Origin of the sequence: Bradyrhizobium sp. A5 (assembly GCF_042076515.1) — a bacterium.
GTDB classification, from domain to species: domain Bacteria; phylum Pseudomonadota; class Alphaproteobacteria; order Rhizobiales; family Xanthobacteraceae; genus Bradyrhizobium; species Bradyrhizobium cosmicum.
This window is the reverse complement of the sequence record NZ_CP148990.1, coordinates 5,916,773-5,932,497: the sequence shown is the minus strand read 5'-3', so window position 1 is coordinate 5,932,497 and position 15,725 is coordinate 5,916,773. Positions and strand designations below refer to the sequence as shown.

Here is a 15,725-nt window from a genome sequence, read left to right as displayed (position 1 = left end):
CATGCCCGATCGAGGTGCGACAAGCCACCTCAGGTGGTCGTTATGCTTAACGCACCAGAGGCGGCCGCGCGATGATGGTCATGCGCCAGCGATTATGGCCGATATTGGTGTGTGCGCGCTGGGCTGCGAAGCCCGCCGCTTTGAGCTTGCCGGTAATCTCGTCCTCGCTGTAGCGCTGCAGCCCGATGCGCGTTCGCAGATGCCGGTAGTCCGATAGCGCGGTGCTGATCAGCCCGATCAGCGCGTCCTTCAGGAAGCCGTGGCGCAGGCCGAAGCTGAGCAGCGCCATCACGTCCCTGACCATGCCGACATTGGGCTGGAGAATATCGCCGAGCACCAGCTTGCCCGACGGGGTCAGCAATCGCCGGACGTTGAGGAGCGCGGCATCGAGCTCCTCCGGCGTCATGTATTGCGCGACCGAGTTCATCACGACGAGGTCGATCGACTGGTCCTGCATCTTGCGGACGTCGTCGAGCGAGCGGACGCGGATTTTGTTGTTCGGGGCAAACCGTGCGATCAGCCGGCCGCGCACGCCTGGCGCGGGTTCGGCGAGGATCAGCTTGCCGCAGGCGGCCGCCACCTGGCTCGCCGACAGCGCCTCGCCGCAGGCGTAGTCCAGCACGGTCGCCTCGGGCGAAGTGATGTAGCCGATGATGTCCCGCGCGATGATCTGGAAGTGCAAATCGCGATGCAGCTTGCTGACATAGATCGTGTGCGTGGAGTCGTAGTAATCGATCCAATCGTCCATGGTATCCGAGGGCCCCGGCCAAACGGTTCCTGCACTGGAACCGACGCTACCCGTCTGCGTTAGGGGTGCGACGGCGCGCCGTCAATGTCTGCGTCCTAACAGGAAGGTTTCCCGTGAGCAAAGCCCCCAGCAAGGTCTCGCCCGACCTCGACACCCCCACCGATCTGTCGCCCCAGGCGGTCAAGAAGGTTTCCGAGGCGCTCAACGTGCTTCTGGCCGACGCCTTCGCGCTCTATCTGAAGACCAAGAATTTCCATTGGCACGTCAGCGGCCGGCATTTCCGCGACTATCATCTGCTGCTCGACGAGCAGTCCGACCAGATCTTCGCGACCACCGACCAGCTCGCCGAGCGCGTCCGCAAGATCGGCGGCGCGACGCTGAAGTCGATCGGCCAGGTGGCAAAGCTCCAGACCATCAAGGACAACGACGAGGACTACGTCCCGCCGCGCGAGATGCTGCGCGAGCTGATGCAGGACAATAAGCACGTCGCCGCGGCGATGCGGAAGGCTCATGAGGTCTGCGACGACGCCGGCGATGTCGCCAGCGCAAGCCTGCTCGAAAACTTCATCGACGAGACCGAGCGCCGCACCTGGTTCCTGTTCGAAGCCACGCGCCAGGAAGGCGGCAACGAGGCGTAGCGACGTTGCCGTAGAGCATGAGAGACAATTCGATTTATGCCGTTTTCGAGCAAGCTAAGTCGTTGATTTGACTCACATCGAAATCGCAGAAAGTCGAAAGATTCACATCCTCGTAGGGTGGATTAGCCGCAGGCGTAATCCACCACGTCTGTCTCCGCGGAAATGGAAGAGGTGGATTACGCTTCGCTAATCCACCCCACAGCGCCTGCGCTTTCAGCTACCGCCACAACCGCATCAACGCCCCATCCTTCCCCGTCACCGGATCGGCCGGCGGCATCGCGACCTTCGGAATCGTCGTCATCGCCCTGGCGTGGTTCTCCGCCGTCGCCCGCGTGATCTCCATCTTGCTGCCTGGCGGATAGGCGCCGATCACGCAGAAATCGCGGCTCGCCCTGAAGCACTGATGTCCCGTGCCCGCCGGCAGGATAGCGACATCGCCGGGCTTGATCTCCAGCTCCCGGCCATTGTCGCCGCCGAAGCGGACCCGCGCACTCCCGCGCGCGACGCCGAGCGCTTCATGCACCGTCGCGTGGTAGTGCAGATAGTCGTAGACGCCGTTGCGCCACGTGCCGCCCCAGCCGTTCGCTTCGAACAGGTTTTCGATGGTCTCTTCGGGACGCTTCGGATCGAGCGTCACCGCGCCCTGGTAGACCAGGAAGGGGAGAGCGTTGTTCGGCACGAGCCCGTCATCCTCAAACACGATGGCGAGCGGCTCGGCCTTGTCGCAGACGACGGACATGACAGGGCTCCGGTAGCAATTGACCAGGACTCAAGACGGCACAGGCACGCTTGTTCCGGACACCAGTCCACACGCCGGCTTGACGGAGATCAAGGCGCAGGCGGCTGTTCAGGGGCACGCAAGCCGGATCGAAGAGGGGACCGCCATGTACGCATCCGACGTTGCGCAGCGTCATTTTTCGGCCGCCGTCGACGAGGCCGAGACGGCCGGCCTCGGACACGAAGCGGTCTGCCGCGCCCTGCTCAGCCTCGTGATTTCGAAATATCTCGAGACGAGATCGGTTGCCGACATCCAGGCGGAGTTGCGCTTCATCGCCGAGAATTGCGATCCCGACACGGACTTCATGTTCATGCGTCCGTGACGCATAGCCGGCGGTCTCGTCCGCCGGCGTCTTTTGGACTTACGCGCTCTTCTTCTGCCGCATCAGATCGGCGAAGCGCTGGAACAGATAGTGCGAGTCGCGCGGGCCGGGCGAAGCCTCGGGGTGGTACTGCACCGAGAACACCGGCTTGCCGTCGAGCTGGATGCCGCAATTGGACCCGTCGAACAGCGAGATGTGGGTCTGCGTCGCGCCCTTCGGCAGCGTGTGCTCGTCCACGGCAAAGCCGTGGTTCATCGAGGTGATCTCGACCTTGCCGGTGGTCTCGTCCTTCACGGGATGATTGGCGCCGTGATGGCCCTGATGCATCTTCTTCGTCTTCGCGCCGACGGCGAGGCCGAGCATCTGGTGGCCGAGGCAGATACCGAATGTCGGCGTGCCCGAGTTGATCACGTCCTGGATGACAGGCACGGCATATTTGCCGGTCGCGGCCGGATCGCCCGGGCCGTTCGACAGGAACACGCCGTCCGGCTTCATCGCCAAAATCTCCTCCGACGAGGTCGTCGCCGGCACCACCGTCACCTTGCAGCCGACGCCGGCGAGCAGGCGCAGAATGTTGCGCTTGATGCCGTAGTCGATGGCGACGACGTTGAACTCCGGCTTGTCCTGCCGGCCGAAACCCTTGCCCCATAGCCAGGGCGTCTCGTCCCAGGTAAAGCGCTGGCCGGAGGTGACCATCGGCACGAGGTCCATGCCCTCGAGGCCCGGCCATTCGCGCGCTTCTTCCTTCAGGCCATGCAGGTCGAACTCGCCGGTCTTGGAATGCGCGATCACGGCGTTGGGCATGCCCTTCGAACGGATCAGCGCGGTCAGCGCCCGGGTGTCGATGCCGGACAGGCCGATGATGCCGCGCGCCTTGAGCCAGGCGTCGAGATGCTTGGTGGCGCGGTAGTTCGAGGGATCGGTGATCGCGGTGCGCAGGATCACGCCGCGCGCACCGGGCGTCGCGGCCATGTTCACCGTCTCGATATCTTCGTCGTTGGTGCCGACATTGCCGATATGCGGGAAGGTGAAGGTGATGAGCTGCCCGGCATAGGAGGGGTCGGTGAGAATCTCCTCATAGCCGGTCATCGCCGTGTTGAAGCAGACTTCACCCACGGCATGGCCTTCGGCGCCAAGACCGAAGCCTTCGAGCACCGTGCCATCGGCGAGCACGAGGAGCGCGGTCGGTTTATGGTCCGGCCAGGCGGTATCGTTTTCATGTTGTGTCATGAGCCCGCTTCATAGTCTCCGCGAGCGCCGCCGTCAAAGCGCAGATGCGCCGATTCACATGCGTTTTTGCATATTTGACAGGTGGTCTCAGGCACTTAAGCTCGGCCGGAATAATTTCCGGCAAATCCTGGGGCTTGCGAGGCAATAATGGACCAGACCGTCCCCATCCTGCTGGTTCCGGGGCTGGCGTCCTCGGCCCGGATTTATGCCCCGGTGATCCCGGCGTTGTGGCGGTTCGGCCCAGTGATGGTCGCCAACCATATCCGCGACGACAGCATGGCGGCGATCGCCCGCCGGGTCCTGAGCGAGGCGCCGCCGCGCTTCGCGCTCGCCGGCCATTCCATGGGCGGCTACATCGCGTTCGAGATCATGCGCCAGGCGCCCGAGCGGGTCGTCAAGCTCGCGCTCATCAACACCCAGGCGCGGCCTGACACGCCTGAGGCGACCGCGCGCCGCCGCGGCCTGATGGAGCGGGCGAGACGCGGTGAGCTGCGCGCGGCACGCGAGGAGATGTTTCCCGAACTGGTGCATCACTCGCGCCGCGACGATTCCGGCATTCGCCGGCTCGTGGATGAGCAGGGCGAGGATGTCGGCGTGGAAGGCTATTTGCGCCAGCAGACCGCGATCATCGCGCGGGTGGATTCGCGGCCCACGCTGGCGACGATCAAATGCCCGACGCTGGTGCTGACTGGCGATCAGGACAACACCATTCCCAATGCGTTCTCTAAGGAGATGGCGGAGGGCATTGTCGGCGCGAGGCTGGTGATCCTCGAGTGTTGCGGACATCTGCCGCAGCCGGAACAGCCCGAGGCGACGGCGCGAGCGCTGGCCGAATGGCTTCAAACCCAGGTTGTCTCGGGGGCGCGAACGGCCTAGATCAGGCCTCGGATATACGAAGGGATCACGATCATGCTGCGCGACGACATCAACAATGCGGTCAAGGAGGCCATGAAGGCCAAGGACGAGCGCAAGCTGTCCACGCTGCGCATGGTCAACTCGACCATCAAGAACGCCGACATCGAAGCCCGCGGCAACGGCAAGCCCCCGCTCTCCGATGCCGACCTGCTTGGCGTCTTTCAGAAGATGATCAAGCAGCGCCAGGAGTCGGTCGAGCTCTACGAAAAGGGCGGCCGCGCCGAGCTCGCCGCGCAGGAGCGCGAGGAGATCGCGGTGATCTCGGCGTACCTGCCGAAGCAGATGTCGGACGATGAGGTCAAGAAGGCGATCGCAGACGCGATCGCCGAGACGGGCGCTGCCGGCATGAAGGACATGGGTAAGGTGATCGCAATGTTGCGGGCGAAATACGCTGGCCAGATGGATTTCGGCAAGGCCAGCGGCTTGGTGAAGGCCGCGCTGACGGGCTAGGCCGTCATTCCGGGGCACGCGAAGCGTGAACTATGATGCGCAATTGCGCATCAGAGAATCCATCGTGCCGCCGGGCTCTGTTGCGAAATGGATTCCGGGCTCGCGCCAAGCGGCGCGCCCCGGAATGACAAAAAGAACATGGGGATGCAACCGATGACCGCCATCAAGCCGTTCCGCATCGCCGTCAGCGAGGACGTCCTCACCGACCTCAAATCGCGCTTGGCCCGCACACGCTGGCCGGAGGCTGAGCTGGTCGATGACTGGAGTCAGGGCGCGCCGCTGAAATGGATTCAGGATATCTGCGCCTACTGGGTTGATGGTTACGACTGGCGCGCCCGCGAGGCCAAGCTCAACCGCTTCGAGCAGTTCACCACCGAGATCGACGGGCTCGACATCCACTTCCTGCATGCGCGCTCGAAGGAGCCTTCGGCGCTGCCGCTGATCATCACCCATGGCTGGCCCGGCTCAATCGTGGAATTCCAGAAGGTGATCGCGCCGCTGGTCGATCCCGCCGCACATGGCGGCGATACCGCGGATGCCTTCCACGTTGTCTGTCCGTCGCTGCCGGGTTTCGGGTTCTCCGCCAAGCCCAAGACCACCGGCTGGGGCGTCGATCGCATCGCTGCAACCTGGGCCGGGCTGATGGACCGTCTCGGCTACGCGCGTTACGGCGCGCAAGGTGGCGACTGGGGCTCGGCGGTGACGACCTCGCTCGGCATGCAGGATCCCGACCACTGCGCCGGCATCCACATCACGCTCGCCTTCAACGCCGCGCCGAAGGTCGAGGGCGAGCCGACGCCGGAGGAGAAGCGCGCGCTCGCCGGCCTCAAGCACTATGTCGATCTCGACTCCGGCTATTCAAAGCAGCAATCGACGCGGCCGCAGACACTTGGCTATGGCCTGACGGATTCGCCGAGCGGGCAGGCGGCCTGGATCCTGGAAAAATTCTGGGCCTGGACCGATTGCGACGGCCATCCCGAGAACATCTTCAGCAAGGACGAACTGCTCGACAACGTCATGCTCTATTGGACGACCGAGACGGCGACGTCATCGGCGCGGCTGTATTGGGAGAGCTTTGGCAAGCGCCGGACGACGCCAAAGGTCAACGTGCCCACAGGCGTTGCAGTGTTCCCCAAGGAGATCATCACGCCGGTGCGGCGCTGGATGGAGCCGAACTTCTCCAGCATCACGCATTGGAGCGAGATGGGGAAGGGCGGTCATTTCGCCGCATTCGAGCAGCCGGAGCTGTTCGTGCGCGATGTCAGGAAGTTCTTCGCGACGGTGCGGTGAAACGCTCTCTTCGTCATGCCCGGGCTTGTCCCGGGCGTCCACGCCCTTAAACTCAGGGCCAAACAAGAACGTGGATGGCCGGGACAAGCCCGGCCATGACGCCGCTGCCGGGAAACGACCATGCTCACCGAAGCCGCCACCTACGACGAACTCTACCGCAATTTCCGCTGGGACGTCCCGGCGCGCTTCAACATGGCGGAGGCGTGCTGCGACCGCCATGCCGACGGGACCGGCCGCCTCGCGCTGGTCTATGTCGACGAGAACGGCGCTACCACGCGCACTTCCTTCGACGAGGTCGCGGAGATGTCGCGCCGCTTCGCCAATGTGCTGAAGGCCGACGGCCTCGCGCGCGGCGACCGCGTTGCGGTGTTCCTGTCGCAATCGCTGGAATTGCCGGTCGCGCACATGGCGGCGTTCCGTTCGGCGATGATCTCGATCCCGCTGTTCGCATTGTTCGGTGAGGACGCGCTGGAATTCCGTCTGTCGAACTCGCAGGCCAAGGCGATCGTCACCGACGAAGCGGGCTGGGAGAAGCTGGCAAAAATCCGCGATCGCCTGCCGGACCTGAAGAACGTCTATGTCGTCGGTGAAAGCGCGCCGGCTGGTACGAAATCATTTTGGAATGCAGTCAAGGCCGCATCGCCCGACTTCGCGCGGGTCGACACCTCGGCCGACGATCCCGCACTGATCATTTACACCTCGGGCACGACAGGCAATCCGAAGGGCGCGCTGCACGCGCACCGCGTCGTGCTCGGTCATCTGCCGAACGTCGAGATGTGTCACAACTTTTTGCCGCGCCCCGGCGATCTCATGTGGACGCCGGCGGACTGGGCCTGGATCGGCGGCCTCGTCAACGGGCTGTTCGCGTTCTGGTATCACGGCATTCCGCTGGTCGGTCATCGCGCGCGAAAATTCGAGCCGCAGGCGGCGATGCAGATGATGGCCGATCTCGGCGTCCGCAACGTCTTCCTGCCGCCGACCGCGCTCAAGCTGATGCGGCAGGCCGGCGTGAAGCATTCCGGTGTCAGGCTGCGCAGCATCTTTACCGGCGGCGAGTCCCTCGGCGGCGAACTGCTCGGCTGGGTGCGCGAGACCTTCGGCATCGATGCGCATGAAGTGTTCGGCCAGACCGAATGCAACCTCGTGATCGGCAGCAACTCGAACCTCTTTCCGATCCGCCCCGGCTCGATGGGCAAGGCGACGCCGGGCTTCGACGTCCGCATCGTCAACGACAAGGGCGAGGAACAGCCACGCGGCCAGCGCGGCATCATTGGAGTGCGCCAGCCATGCCCCTGTACGATGATCGAATACTGGCGCAATCCCGAGGCGACGGCGAAGAAATATGCCGGCGAGTTCCTGCTGACGGGCGATCTCGGCGTGCAGGATGAGGACGGCTATTTCTGGTACGTCAGCCGCGAAGACGACGTCATCACCACCGCCGGCTATCGTGTCGGCCCGTCCGAGATCGAGCACACGCTGATGAAGCATCCGTCGGTTGCGATGGCTGCGGTGGTCGGCATTCCCGATCCGATCCGCACCGAATCGATCAAGGCCTGGATCGTGCTGCGCCCCGGCTTTACGCCTGGCGACAAGCTCGCGCGCGAGATCCAGGAGTTCGTCAAGGTGCAGCTCGCCGCGCACGAATATCCGCGCTTCGTGGAGTTCGCCGAGACGCTGCCGATGACGGCGACGGGGAAGGTGCTGCGGCGCGAGCTGCGGGCCAAGGGGTAAGAAAGGGCAGGGGCGTCGTTCATCGCGGCGGCGCCGACAGGGCGGACCGCAGCATCGCGGCAAGATCCTGCCGCTTGAACGGCTTTGTCAGAATGCGGGCATCGACCCCGTCAGGCGTCTTGACGGAATTCTGGCTGTTGCCGGAGGTGAACAGCACCTTGAGAGCGGGCCGCAGGACGATGGCTTGTTTTGCAAGCTCCGGCCCGAACATGCCGCCGGGCATCACGACGTCGGTGAACAGCAGATGGATGTCTCCGGGCTGGCGCAGCACGTCCAGCGCCGCGGGCCCGTTCGATGTCGCGATGACACGGTAGCCGAGCATCTTCAGCTCGCTCGCGACATAGGCTCGGACCATGTCGTCGTCCTCGACCAGGAGAACGGTTTCGCTTCCATCGGGGATGGTGAGCCGCTCCGCTCGTGGCGGATCCTCGCTCAGCGTCGCTGCAATGCGAGGAAAGAACAGCCTGACGACGCTGCCTTGCCCCGGTTCGGACTGCAACTGCACGAGCCCGCCGGATTGTTGCGCAAACCCGTAGACCATGCTCAAGCCGAGGCCGGTACCCTTGCCGACCTCCTTGGTGGTGAAGAACGGCTCGAACGCGCGGCTTGCCACCTCGCCGGTCATGCCGCTGCCGGTATCGGTCACGGCCACCATGACGTAGTCGCCTGGCCGCGGCTCGCCGTTGACGTCGAGGTCGGATGCACTGAGCGAGTTGTTGCGGACCTCGACCGTCAGCTTGCCGCCGTCGGGCATCGCGTCGCGCGCGTTGAGCACGAGGTTGAGCAGGGCCGTTGCCAGCTGGCCGGGATCGACGCTGGTCAACCACAGATCTGGTCCGAACACGAAGCTGCACTCGATGTGCTCGCCCAGCGAGCGGCGCAACAACTGCTCCATGCCGACGACCTTCTCGGCGATGTCGATCTCTCGCGGTCGCAGCGGCTGCTTGCGCGCGAAGGCCAGCAGGCTCCGTGTCAGGTCGGCCCCGCGCTCGGCGGCGGTCGCGATGTCGCTGGCGATCCGGTGCAGTTCCTTGTTTCCCGCCAGCCTGTCGGCAAGATGCTCCGAATTACCGAGGATGACGGTCAGCAGATTATTGAAATCGTGCGCCACGCCGCCGGTGAGCTGGCCCATCGCTTCCATCTTCTGGGACTGGCTGAGCTTGTGGCTGAGGTCGGCAATGGCGGCACGTTGCTGCTCGAGCGACTCGGCGGTGCCGTTGAGCAGGGTCATCAATCCGCCGAGCTCGCCGCGCGGATAAGGAGGCGGAATTCGTGCGCTGAGATCGCCGCGCCCGAGCCTTTTCGCCATCGTGGCGAGCCGTCCGACCTGGCGCCCGACGCTCATGGTCGCAAGGATCCAGACTCCGGCCAAAAGCAACAGCGAGGCGACGGCGAGGATCGCCATGTCCTCGTAAAGCCGGCGGTTGCCGGCCGCGACCAGTCCGTCCTTGGAGCGCCCGACCATGATGGCGAGGCCGGCGTTGCGGATCGAAGGCGAGCGGGCGACGGCCCAGACCTGGGTGCGGCCCTCGCGATCGGTCACCTCCCGAAACCCCTCGCGATCGGGGTTTGCGGCGAACCGGAACAGGTCGGTCCCTGCGATCGAGGCGCCGACGGGCTCGCTCCAGCCGCCTCCCTTGGGGGCGACCAGAACAGTCCCCTTGCTGTCCGTGAGCAGGATCTCCTTATCGGTGAGCAGTCGCTTGTGGTGGTATTCCGCGAATTTGTTGAGGTTGAAGGAAGCAAGCAGGACGAATTTCAGCGCACCCGCCTCCGATCGCACCGGGTATGCGATCTGGAGCACCGATATCCCGGTCAGGCGGCCGAACACCGGCTCAAGCGCGACGACGCCGTGCAAGCCCTGGACCTGCTTGAAATAGGCGCGATCCCTCAGATCGAGGGTGCGGTCGGTCCGCAGCGAGTCGCAGAACAGGCTGCCGTCCGGATCGATGGTCAGGATTCCCGTGAACTGCGGGTATTCTTCGCGCACGTCCGACAGAAACGCCGAGCACGCCGCCTTGTCGCGCGTGTCGAGGTCGCGTGCACGGGCGAGACCATAGTGAAGCTGGGCGGTGCCCTGGATCTTCTCCTCCAGATCGCCGGCGATGTCGTCGGCCGTCGCAGCCAGATTGGCCAGGGCCGCGTTGATCTCGCTGCTCCTGTTCTGCACGAAGCGCAGCCCGACCAGGCTCGCCGGCACCAGCATGGCCGCGATCACGAGTATCAGTAGCCGGGTACGCAAGCTCATCGGTCGGGTGGTCCGCTCTGGTCATCGCGCGTGCTGGTCGGAACGGACAATCTGCGGCACCATCCTCTGCTCAGTCCATAGGCATCGTGCCGAAACGCCCCCCATGGGGAAAGATTCTGAAGTCGCGCGCGGCGCCCGAGGGCGCTACTATCGAGTTCGAACCGCGTGCGACGAAGATCGCACCGGAAGAGGAGGAGGGAGCCGATGTCCATCTCGGGCAAGGTCGATCCGGTGGTGCGCGCCGTTGCGACGACCGACATTGCCGAGGCGCTGGTCGAGGGCCTGCGCGATTTCCAGGCGGTGCCGCTTTACGGGCTCTGCTTCGGTGGGCTCTACGCGGCCGGCGGTATCGCCATCATGCTCTGCCTCACCGCCTTCGGCATGGTCTATCTGGTCTACCCCCTCGCGGCGGGTTTCGCGCTGATCGGCCCGTTCGTGGCGATCGGCCTCTACGAAGTCAGCCGCCGGCGCGAGCGCGGCGAGCCGGTCTCGTTTGCTGCGATCTGGTCGGCGATACGCTCACGCAGCGAGATCGGCTGGATGGCGTTCGTCACGCTGTTCGTGTTCGTGATCTGGATGTACCAGGTGCGGCTCCTGATCGCGCTGCTGCTCGGCCTGCACGCCTCGTTCTCGAGCCTCCAGGAATTCATGACGGTGGTTCTGACGACCAACGAGGGCCTGCTGTTCCTCGCGATCGGCAATGCCGTCGGCGCGGCGCTGTCGCTGATTTTGTTTTCGCTGACCGTGGTCTCGTTTCCGCTGCTGCTCGACCGCGAGGTCGATTTCGTCACCGCCATGGTCACGAGCGTGCGCGCAGTGGTGACGAGCCCGCTGCCGATGATCGGCTGGGCCGCCGTGATCGTGATCCTGCTGATCGTCTCGGCGCTGCCGTATTTCCTGGGGCTGATCGTGACGCTGCCGGTGCTCGGGCATGCGACGTGGCATCTCTATCGGCGGCTGGTGGCGCCGATGGCTTAGAGGGAGCCGGACGCATCGGCAGCGAGCTATTTGCCCCTGGGCGAGAAAACGATAGCTAATTGCCGTGATTGCGCGCACGGTGTGCCAATGTCGGAAAGAGCGGTCGTCTCCGCGCCCACGTGGCGCCACGATTACACGCGCGCGACGTGAAATGGCGCAATCCCCGCACCTCGTGCCCGGATGCCTGAAAGATCCCCCGCGGTTCGATATGAGATCGAACGCCAACCGAAAGCACCTGATGCAAGCTCAACCGATGCAAGCTCTCTCCCCACGGCACGTCAAGACAGACGAAGCGCTCCGGCTCGGCGTGGAGTCAGGCTGGTACGCGATCAAGGTCAGCGGGACCTTCGTCTCGGGCCCGCACGATTCGGAAGGGGATTGCCGCAACAAGATCGACGAGATTCAGCCGCCGGTGAAGAAGAAGCGATGAAGGCGCGGGTTCCAATCGCTACGGCGTCCTGATCCCCATCGCCTTCAACGCCGCCAGCATCTGCGCTGGCGGCGCCATCTTTATCTGCGGCGCCTTCCCCGTCTCGAGCAGGCTCTTGAGCCCGGACAGGATCGCCGGCCAGCCCGTGCGGCCGCCGGAAAGGATATCGTCGCTCAGCGGACGGTCGTGGCGCTCGCTCATGGTGAGGCGGACGGCTTCGCCGGCTTGCTCGATCTCGTAGGTGACGAGCGTGGTGCCGAGCTTTGCGACGAGGTCGGGCCAGTTGACGTCCCAGGTTACCGTCAATTTATTTGGCGGGTCGTATTCGAACACCTCGCCGGAGATGTGCTCGGAACCGTCGGGCGCGCGCACGATGAAGCTGCCGCCGAGCTTCGGCTCCATCTCCACCGCAAAGCCGGAAAAGTATCTGCGGCTGAACTCGGCCGATGTCAGCGCCTCCCATACCTCTTCCGGCGTCGAGGCGATGTAGATGGTGTAGACCGTCAGCGGCTTGAACTGTTCGAGATTCATGTTGCGTCGAATCCCTTGTTGAGGGCTGCTCGCGGGATGGCGAGCACTTGGCCCCTCTCAAGCAAGCTCTTGAGCCCGGACAGGATCGCCGGCCAGCCATTGGATACGGCGCCGAGGTATTTGCCGCCCTCGACAAAGCCGTCATGCAGCACGGTCAAACGCACGAGCGAGCCGAACGGTTCGATGGTGAAGACGACGCGCGAGATCGGCTCGCCGCGGAGCTCTTCGAACTTCTGGTGCTTGAAGCTGTAGGACAGGCGCCGCGGCGGATCGGCCTCGAGGATTTCGCCGGAATCGGTGATCTCGCCATCGAGCGTCAGCGCGAAGGGGGAGCCGGCCTTCCAGTCGGACCGGACCTCGGCCCCGAACCAGTATTGCTTTGTGAACTCGCTCGACGTCAGCGCTTCCCACAGTTTTTCCGGCGTGGTTTCGATATAGCTCACATAGACGAATTGCGGCTTACTCATCGCGCTTCTCCAACTGGCGTTTCAACTCGCCGAGCGCGGCGAGCTTGCTGCGCTCGAATTTCCTGATCCAGCGTTCGCCGATCTGATGGATCGGCACCGGGTTGAGATAGTGCAGCTTCTCGCGGCCGTGCCTGATCGTCGTGACCAGGTTGGCCTCTTCCAGAACGACAAGGTGTTTGGTCACCGCCTGGCGCGTCATCGCGAGGCCCTCGCAGAGTTCGTTCAGCGTCTGGCCGTTCCTGGCGTGAAGCCTGTCGAGCAGCGACCGTCGTGACGCATCGGCGAGCGCTTTGAAGACCTCATCCATGGCAGCGATAATAGGCAACCAAAAGGTTGCATGTCAAGTGCGAGGTCGTGACTTCCGTTCCCGCCTTCGCCATGCATTAATGTCCCCGAACCGCCCTCAGCGAGTCCTTCTCATGATGTCCATGCAAGCCTATCTCGCCTTCGTCGCCGCCTGCGTTGCGCTGGCGCTGCTGCCGGGGCCGATCGTGACCCTCGTCATCGCCAACGGCCTGCGCCACGGTACGCGCGCGGCGCTGACCAATGTCGCGGGCGCGCAGGCGGGCCTTGCCATCGTCATTGGCATCGTCGCGGTCGGCCTGACCTCGCTGATGGCGACCATGGGCTACTGGTTCGACTGGGTGCGCTTCGCAGGCGCGGCCTACCTGATCTGGCTCGGAATCAGGCTGATCTGGGCGCCGGTCGAAGGGCTCAATGTCGATCAGCCGCCGGCGCCGCCGCGCGGCGGGTTCTTCCTGCAAGGCTTTCTGGTGCTGCTGTCGAACCCGAAGGTCCTGATTTTCTTCGGCGCCTTCATTCCGCAGTTCATGGACATGAACCGCGACCACTTCCCGCAGGTCGCGCTGCTGGGCGCTACCTTCATGGTCACTGCGGCGATGACCGATGCGCTCTACGCCATCGCGGCCGGGCGTGCGCGAAAGTTCTTCTCCGCCCGCCGCACCCGTCTGATGTCGCGCGTCTCCGGCGGCTTCATGATCGGCGGCGGTATCTGGCTGGCGCTGACCAGGGCGAAGTAGTCCGCTTTCGAGCTTGTCCGGCTTGAACCTTTGTCGGCGGCGATGCGTCCAATCGGGCATTGCCGCCGACGAAGGATTTTGCCGTGCCCGATCTGCCCTGGTTCGTCTATGCGATGTTGCTTGCACCGCTCGGACTCATCCTGGTCGCCGCAATCGTCAAGACCTGGCAGGTGCGCGAGGCGCGAAGCTGGCTGCAAGCGCCGGGCAAGGTCGTCACCTCGGTCGCCGAGATGCGCGACGTCAAAGTGCTCGACGACGATCGCGAGGGCGGCTCTCGCCTCGAGAGCCGTAATTTTGCGAATGTGACTTACGAGTATTCGGTGGGTGGGAGGAAGCTGCGCAACAACCGCATCTCCATCGGCGAGGACCTCGGCAATTTCCAGATCGCCGAAAAACTCGCGAAATATCCGGCAGGCAGCATCGTCACGGTCTATTACAATCCCCGCCATCCCGATCAGGCCGTGCTGGAACGCGATATGCCCAAGGGTCTGTGGGGCTGTCTCGGCATCGGCACGGTGATCGTGTTTGCCATCGTGTTCGGCTCGGCGTTCGGGTTCAATCAGGGCTATGCTTATCTCGCGCACCATATCGGACGGCCTGATCTCGCGGGCCTCGTCGTCGGCTTCGGCGCATTCGGTCTCGTCATCGCGCTGATGGGGTTTGCCGTGCGAAAGCAGGCATCGATGGCGACGCGCTGGCCGGTGGTGCCGGGCACGGTCAAGCTGTCGGGAATCGAGGAATATCATGCGGCCAGCGAGCCTGGTGAGGCGCGCGGCGTCGAGATGTTCGGCAAACGCGTGACCTATACCTACCTCTATCAGAACGTCAGCTACACCAATGAATGCGCGCGGGCCGCGGCCGGAACGCCGTCGGCGTCCGACGAGATGCTGCGGAAGCTGATGTCGCGCTATCAGGACGGCGCGACCGTCGAGGTCCATGTCAATCCCGACAACCCGGCCGAGGCGACGCTGGATGCCCGCGGCGACGGCCGCATGGCCTGGGTACTGTGGGGCCTCGCCGCGATCTTCGCCACGCTGGCGCTGTTCGTCGCGACGCGCGGCGGCTAGTCGACCACTCTCTCCGCCCTCAGCTCCACCTCGATCTCCGCGAAGATCCGCGCCAGCCGCTCGGCCCATTGCTGCTCGCCGGACTGATCCGCGATCAGATCCTGGCGGATCTCGATGCCGGTGTTGACGAGGCCGCGGGCTTCGCCGTGCACGGGGATGGTGTAGTCGGTGAGGTCGTTCACCGCATAAGGCTCGTTGTCGCCGACGACGAGATCGCTCTCGGCGCGGAGATGTTTCAGCAGAAGGTGCGGCAGCACCGTGTCGCGGTTGTAGAGCGTGCCGATGTGCCAGGGCCGCTCCACCCCGGCATAGACCGGCGTGAAGCTGTGGAGCGACACCAGCACCGTCGGTCGCTTGTCGTGCAGCCGGCCGTCGATGACGGCGTTGATGCGGTGATGATAGGGCTCGAAAATCTCGCGCCGCCGCGCCCCGCGCTCGTGCTCCGAAATGTCCTCGTTGCGCGGGATTGCCGTTGCCTCCGAAATGACCGGAATCGAACTCGCTGCGCCCGGCGGGCGGTTGCAGTCGATCACGAGTCGCGAATAGCGCTGCGCGATCAGATGTGCGTCGAGCATCCTTGCCAGCCGTTCGGCGACACCGGCGATGCCGATGTCCCAGGCGATGTGCCGCGTCAGCTCGGCCTCGGCGACGCCGAGATCGCCGAGCGCACCTGGCAGAACCCGCCCGTAGTGGTCCGAGGTGAGCAGAAAGGGTGATGCTCCCCCGGCATTCACCTCATGCACCGGCGGAATGTCGCCCTCATCCAGCAGTTGATCGGTCGCGTCAGCCGTGTCTAAAGCCATCCAGATTGCCTATGGAAAGAGCAGTCACCCTCACAATTGGGCAGAATCGCTATAGATTG

At 64.3% G+C, this 15,725-nt stretch carries 18 protein-coding genes; 10 read left to right on the top strand and 8 right to left on the bottom strand.

Annotated elements, in window-relative coordinates:
* Window positions 1-46: 46 nt before the first annotated feature.
* On the bottom strand, window positions 47-748 hold the full coding sequence (locus WHZ77_RS28175; protein WP_375310940.1) for a class I SAM-dependent methyltransferase: 702 nt from the start codon (window positions 746-748) through the stop codon (window positions 47-49).
* Between the two features lie 113 nt (window positions 749-861).
* On the opposite strand from WHZ77_RS28175, the gene WHZ77_RS28170 reads away from it, so the two are divergent.
* The gene (locus tag WHZ77_RS28170; RefSeq protein WP_375310939.1) at window positions 862-1,386 is read left to right on the top strand and encodes a Dps family protein; all 525 of its coding nucleotides are present in this window, start codon (window positions 862-864) and stop codon (window positions 1,384-1,386) included.
* A 217-nt stretch (window positions 1,387-1,603) separates the two neighbouring features.
* Here the strand turns inward: WHZ77_RS28170 and WHZ77_RS28165 are convergent, their stop codons facing one another.
* A complete protein-coding gene (locus WHZ77_RS28165; protein ID WP_375310938.1) occupies window positions 1,604-2,125 on the bottom strand; it encodes a hypothetical protein in 522 nt (173 codons plus the stop codon).
* A gap of 145 nt (window positions 2,126-2,270) precedes the next feature.
* On the opposite strand from WHZ77_RS28165, the gene WHZ77_RS28160 reads away from it, so the two are divergent.
* Window positions 2,271-2,486 (top strand): hypothetical protein, encoded by a 216-nt coding sequence (locus tag WHZ77_RS28160; RefSeq protein ID WP_011090107.1) that lies wholly within the window; start codon window positions 2,271-2,273, stop codon window positions 2,484-2,486.
* 39 nt (window positions 2,487-2,525) lie between these two features.
* Here the strand turns inward: WHZ77_RS28160 and carA are convergent, their stop codons facing one another.
* Window positions 2,526-3,716: a glutamine-hydrolyzing carbamoyl-phosphate synthase small subunit gene (gene carA, locus WHZ77_RS28155; protein WP_375310937.1), complete on the bottom strand. Its 1,191-nt coding sequence runs from the start codon at window positions 3,714-3,716 to the stop codon at window positions 2,526-2,528.
* Between the two features lie 147 nt (window positions 3,717-3,863).
* On the opposite strand from carA, the gene WHZ77_RS28150 reads away from it, so the two are divergent.
* The 4 genes from WHZ77_RS28150 (at window position 3,864) to WHZ77_RS28135 (ending at window position 8,102) form a co-directional block, all read left to right on the top strand.
* A complete protein-coding gene (locus WHZ77_RS28150) occupies window positions 3,864-4,592 on the top strand; it encodes an alpha/beta fold hydrolase (protein ID WP_375310936.1) in 729 nt (242 codons plus the stop codon).
* A 33-nt stretch (window positions 4,593-4,625) separates the two neighbouring features.
* A complete protein-coding gene (locus WHZ77_RS28145; RefSeq protein ID WP_375310935.1) occupies window positions 4,626-5,081 on the top strand; it encodes a GatB/YqeY domain-containing protein in 456 nt (151 codons plus the stop codon).
* 153 nt (window positions 5,082-5,234) lie between these two features.
* On the top strand, window positions 5,235-6,371 hold the full coding sequence (locus tag WHZ77_RS28140) for an epoxide hydrolase family protein (RefSeq protein WP_375310934.1): 1,137 nt from the start codon (window positions 5,235-5,237) through the stop codon (window positions 6,369-6,371).
* Between the two features lie 120 nt (window positions 6,372-6,491).
* The gene (locus WHZ77_RS28135; protein ID WP_375310933.1) at window positions 6,492-8,102 is read left to right on the top strand and encodes an acyl-CoA synthetase; all 1,611 of its coding nucleotides are present in this window, start codon (window positions 6,492-6,494) and stop codon (window positions 8,100-8,102) included.
* Window positions 8,103-8,121: 19 nt separating this feature from the next.
* On the opposite strand, the gene WHZ77_RS28130 is transcribed toward WHZ77_RS28135, so the two are convergent.
* On the bottom strand, window positions 8,122-10,350 hold the full coding sequence (locus WHZ77_RS28130; RefSeq protein WP_375310932.1) for an ATP-binding protein: 2,229 nt from the start codon (window positions 10,348-10,350) through the stop codon (window positions 8,122-8,124).
* 204 nt (window positions 10,351-10,554) lie between these two features.
* On the opposite strand from WHZ77_RS28130, the gene WHZ77_RS28125 reads away from it, so the two are divergent.
* Together WHZ77_RS28125 and WHZ77_RS28120 are read left to right on the top strand one after the other, a co-directional pair.
* The gene (locus WHZ77_RS28125; RefSeq protein WP_375310931.1) at window positions 10,555-11,328 is read left to right on the top strand and encodes a DUF2189 domain-containing protein; all 774 of its coding nucleotides are present in this window, start codon (window positions 10,555-10,557) and stop codon (window positions 11,326-11,328) included.
* 253 nt (window positions 11,329-11,581) lie between these two features.
* Window positions 11,582-11,758 (top strand): hypothetical protein, encoded by a 177-nt coding sequence (locus WHZ77_RS28120; RefSeq protein ID WP_375310930.1) that lies wholly within the window; start codon window positions 11,582-11,584, stop codon window positions 11,756-11,758.
* An 18-nt stretch (window positions 11,759-11,776) separates the two neighbouring features.
* On the opposite strand, the gene WHZ77_RS28115 is transcribed toward WHZ77_RS28120, so the two are convergent.
* Genes WHZ77_RS28115 through WHZ77_RS28105 form a run of 3 tightly spaced genes read right to left on the bottom strand, consistent with a single transcriptional unit; the run spans window position 11,777 to window position 13,063 of the window.
* A complete protein-coding gene (locus WHZ77_RS28115) occupies window positions 11,777-12,289 on the bottom strand; it encodes an SRPBCC family protein (protein ID WP_375310929.1) in 513 nt (170 codons plus the stop codon).
* On the bottom strand, window positions 12,286-12,756 hold the full coding sequence (locus tag WHZ77_RS28110) for an SRPBCC family protein (RefSeq protein WP_375310928.1): 471 nt from the start codon (window positions 12,754-12,756) through the stop codon (window positions 12,286-12,288). The genes WHZ77_RS28115 and WHZ77_RS28110 overlap by 4 nt, the downstream gene beginning before the upstream one ends.
* Entirely contained in the window at window positions 12,749-13,063 is a 315-nt protein-coding gene (locus tag WHZ77_RS28105) for an ArsR/SmtB family transcription factor (protein WP_375310927.1), read from the bottom strand. Before WHZ77_RS28105 ends, WHZ77_RS28110 begins: the two co-directional genes overlap by 8 nt.
* A gap of 112 nt (window positions 13,064-13,175) precedes the next feature.
* Between WHZ77_RS28105 and WHZ77_RS28100 the strand changes: the two genes are divergently transcribed.
* Window positions 13,176-13,796: a LysE family translocator gene (locus WHZ77_RS28100; RefSeq protein WP_375310926.1), complete on the top strand. Its 621-nt coding sequence runs from the start codon at window positions 13,176-13,178 to the stop codon at window positions 13,794-13,796.
* An 83-nt stretch (window positions 13,797-13,879) separates the two neighbouring features.
* Window positions 13,880-14,863, top strand: coding sequence for a DUF3592 domain-containing protein (locus WHZ77_RS28095; RefSeq protein ID WP_375310925.1), 984 nt, complete (start codon window positions 13,880-13,882; stop codon window positions 14,861-14,863).
* Here WHZ77_RS28095 and WHZ77_RS28090 read toward each other — a convergent pair.
* Entirely contained in the window at window positions 14,860-15,666 is an 807-nt protein-coding gene (locus WHZ77_RS28090; protein ID WP_375310924.1) for an N-formylglutamate amidohydrolase, read from the bottom strand. The genes WHZ77_RS28095 and WHZ77_RS28090 overlap by 4 nt on opposite strands.
* Window positions 15,667-15,725 lie beyond the last annotated feature (59 nt).

Excerpts from the sequence above, each read along its gene's own strand:
- WHZ77_RS28175 (WP_375310940.1), bottom strand. The coding sequence starts at position 748 with ATGGACGATTGGATCGATTACTACGACTCCACGCACACGATCTATGTC.
- WHZ77_RS28165 (WP_375310938.1), bottom strand. The coding sequence starts at position 2,125 with ATGTCCGTCGTCTGCGACAAGGCCGAGCCGCTCGCCATCGTGTTTGAG.
- WHZ77_RS28160 (WP_011090107.1), top strand. The coding sequence starts at position 2,271 with ATGTACGCATCCGACGTTGCGCAGCGTCATTTTTCGGCCGCCGTCGAC.
- carA (WP_375310937.1), bottom strand. The coding sequence starts at position 3,716 with ATGACACAACATGAAAACGATACCGCCTGGCCGGACCATAAACCGACC.
- WHZ77_RS28150 (WP_375310936.1), top strand. The coding sequence starts at position 3,864 with ATGGACCAGACCGTCCCCATCCTGCTGGTTCCGGGGCTGGCGTCCTCG.
- WHZ77_RS28145 (WP_375310935.1), top strand. The coding sequence starts at position 4,626 with ATGCTGCGCGACGACATCAACAATGCGGTCAAGGAGGCCATGAAGGCC.
- WHZ77_RS28140 (WP_375310934.1), top strand. The coding sequence starts at position 5,235 with ATGACCGCCATCAAGCCGTTCCGCATCGCCGTCAGCGAGGACGTCCTC.
- WHZ77_RS28135 (WP_375310933.1), top strand. The coding sequence starts at position 6,492 with ATGCTCACCGAAGCCGCCACCTACGACGAACTCTACCGCAATTTCCGC.
- WHZ77_RS28130 (WP_375310932.1), bottom strand. The coding sequence starts at position 10,350 with ATGAGCTTGCGTACCCGGCTACTGATACTCGTGATCGCGGCCATGCTG.
- WHZ77_RS28125 (WP_375310931.1), top strand. The coding sequence starts at position 10,555 with ATGTCCATCTCGGGCAAGGTCGATCCGGTGGTGCGCGCCGTTGCGACG.
- WHZ77_RS28120 (WP_375310930.1), top strand. The coding sequence starts at position 11,582 with ATGCAAGCTCTCTCCCCACGGCACGTCAAGACAGACGAAGCGCTCCGG.
- WHZ77_RS28115 (WP_375310929.1), bottom strand. The coding sequence starts at position 12,289 with ATGAATCTCGAACAGTTCAAGCCGCTGACGGTCTACACCATCTACATC.
- WHZ77_RS28110 (WP_375310928.1), bottom strand. The coding sequence starts at position 12,756 with ATGAGTAAGCCGCAATTCGTCTATGTGAGCTATATCGAAACCACGCCG.
- WHZ77_RS28105 (WP_375310927.1), bottom strand. The coding sequence starts at position 13,063 with ATGGATGAGGTCTTCAAAGCGCTCGCCGATGCGTCACGACGGTCGCTG.
- WHZ77_RS28100 (WP_375310926.1), top strand. The coding sequence starts at position 13,176 with ATGATGTCCATGCAAGCCTATCTCGCCTTCGTCGCCGCCTGCGTTGCG.
- WHZ77_RS28090 (WP_375310924.1), bottom strand. The coding sequence starts at position 15,666 with ATGGCTTTAGACACGGCTGACGCGACCGATCAACTGCTGGATGAGGGC.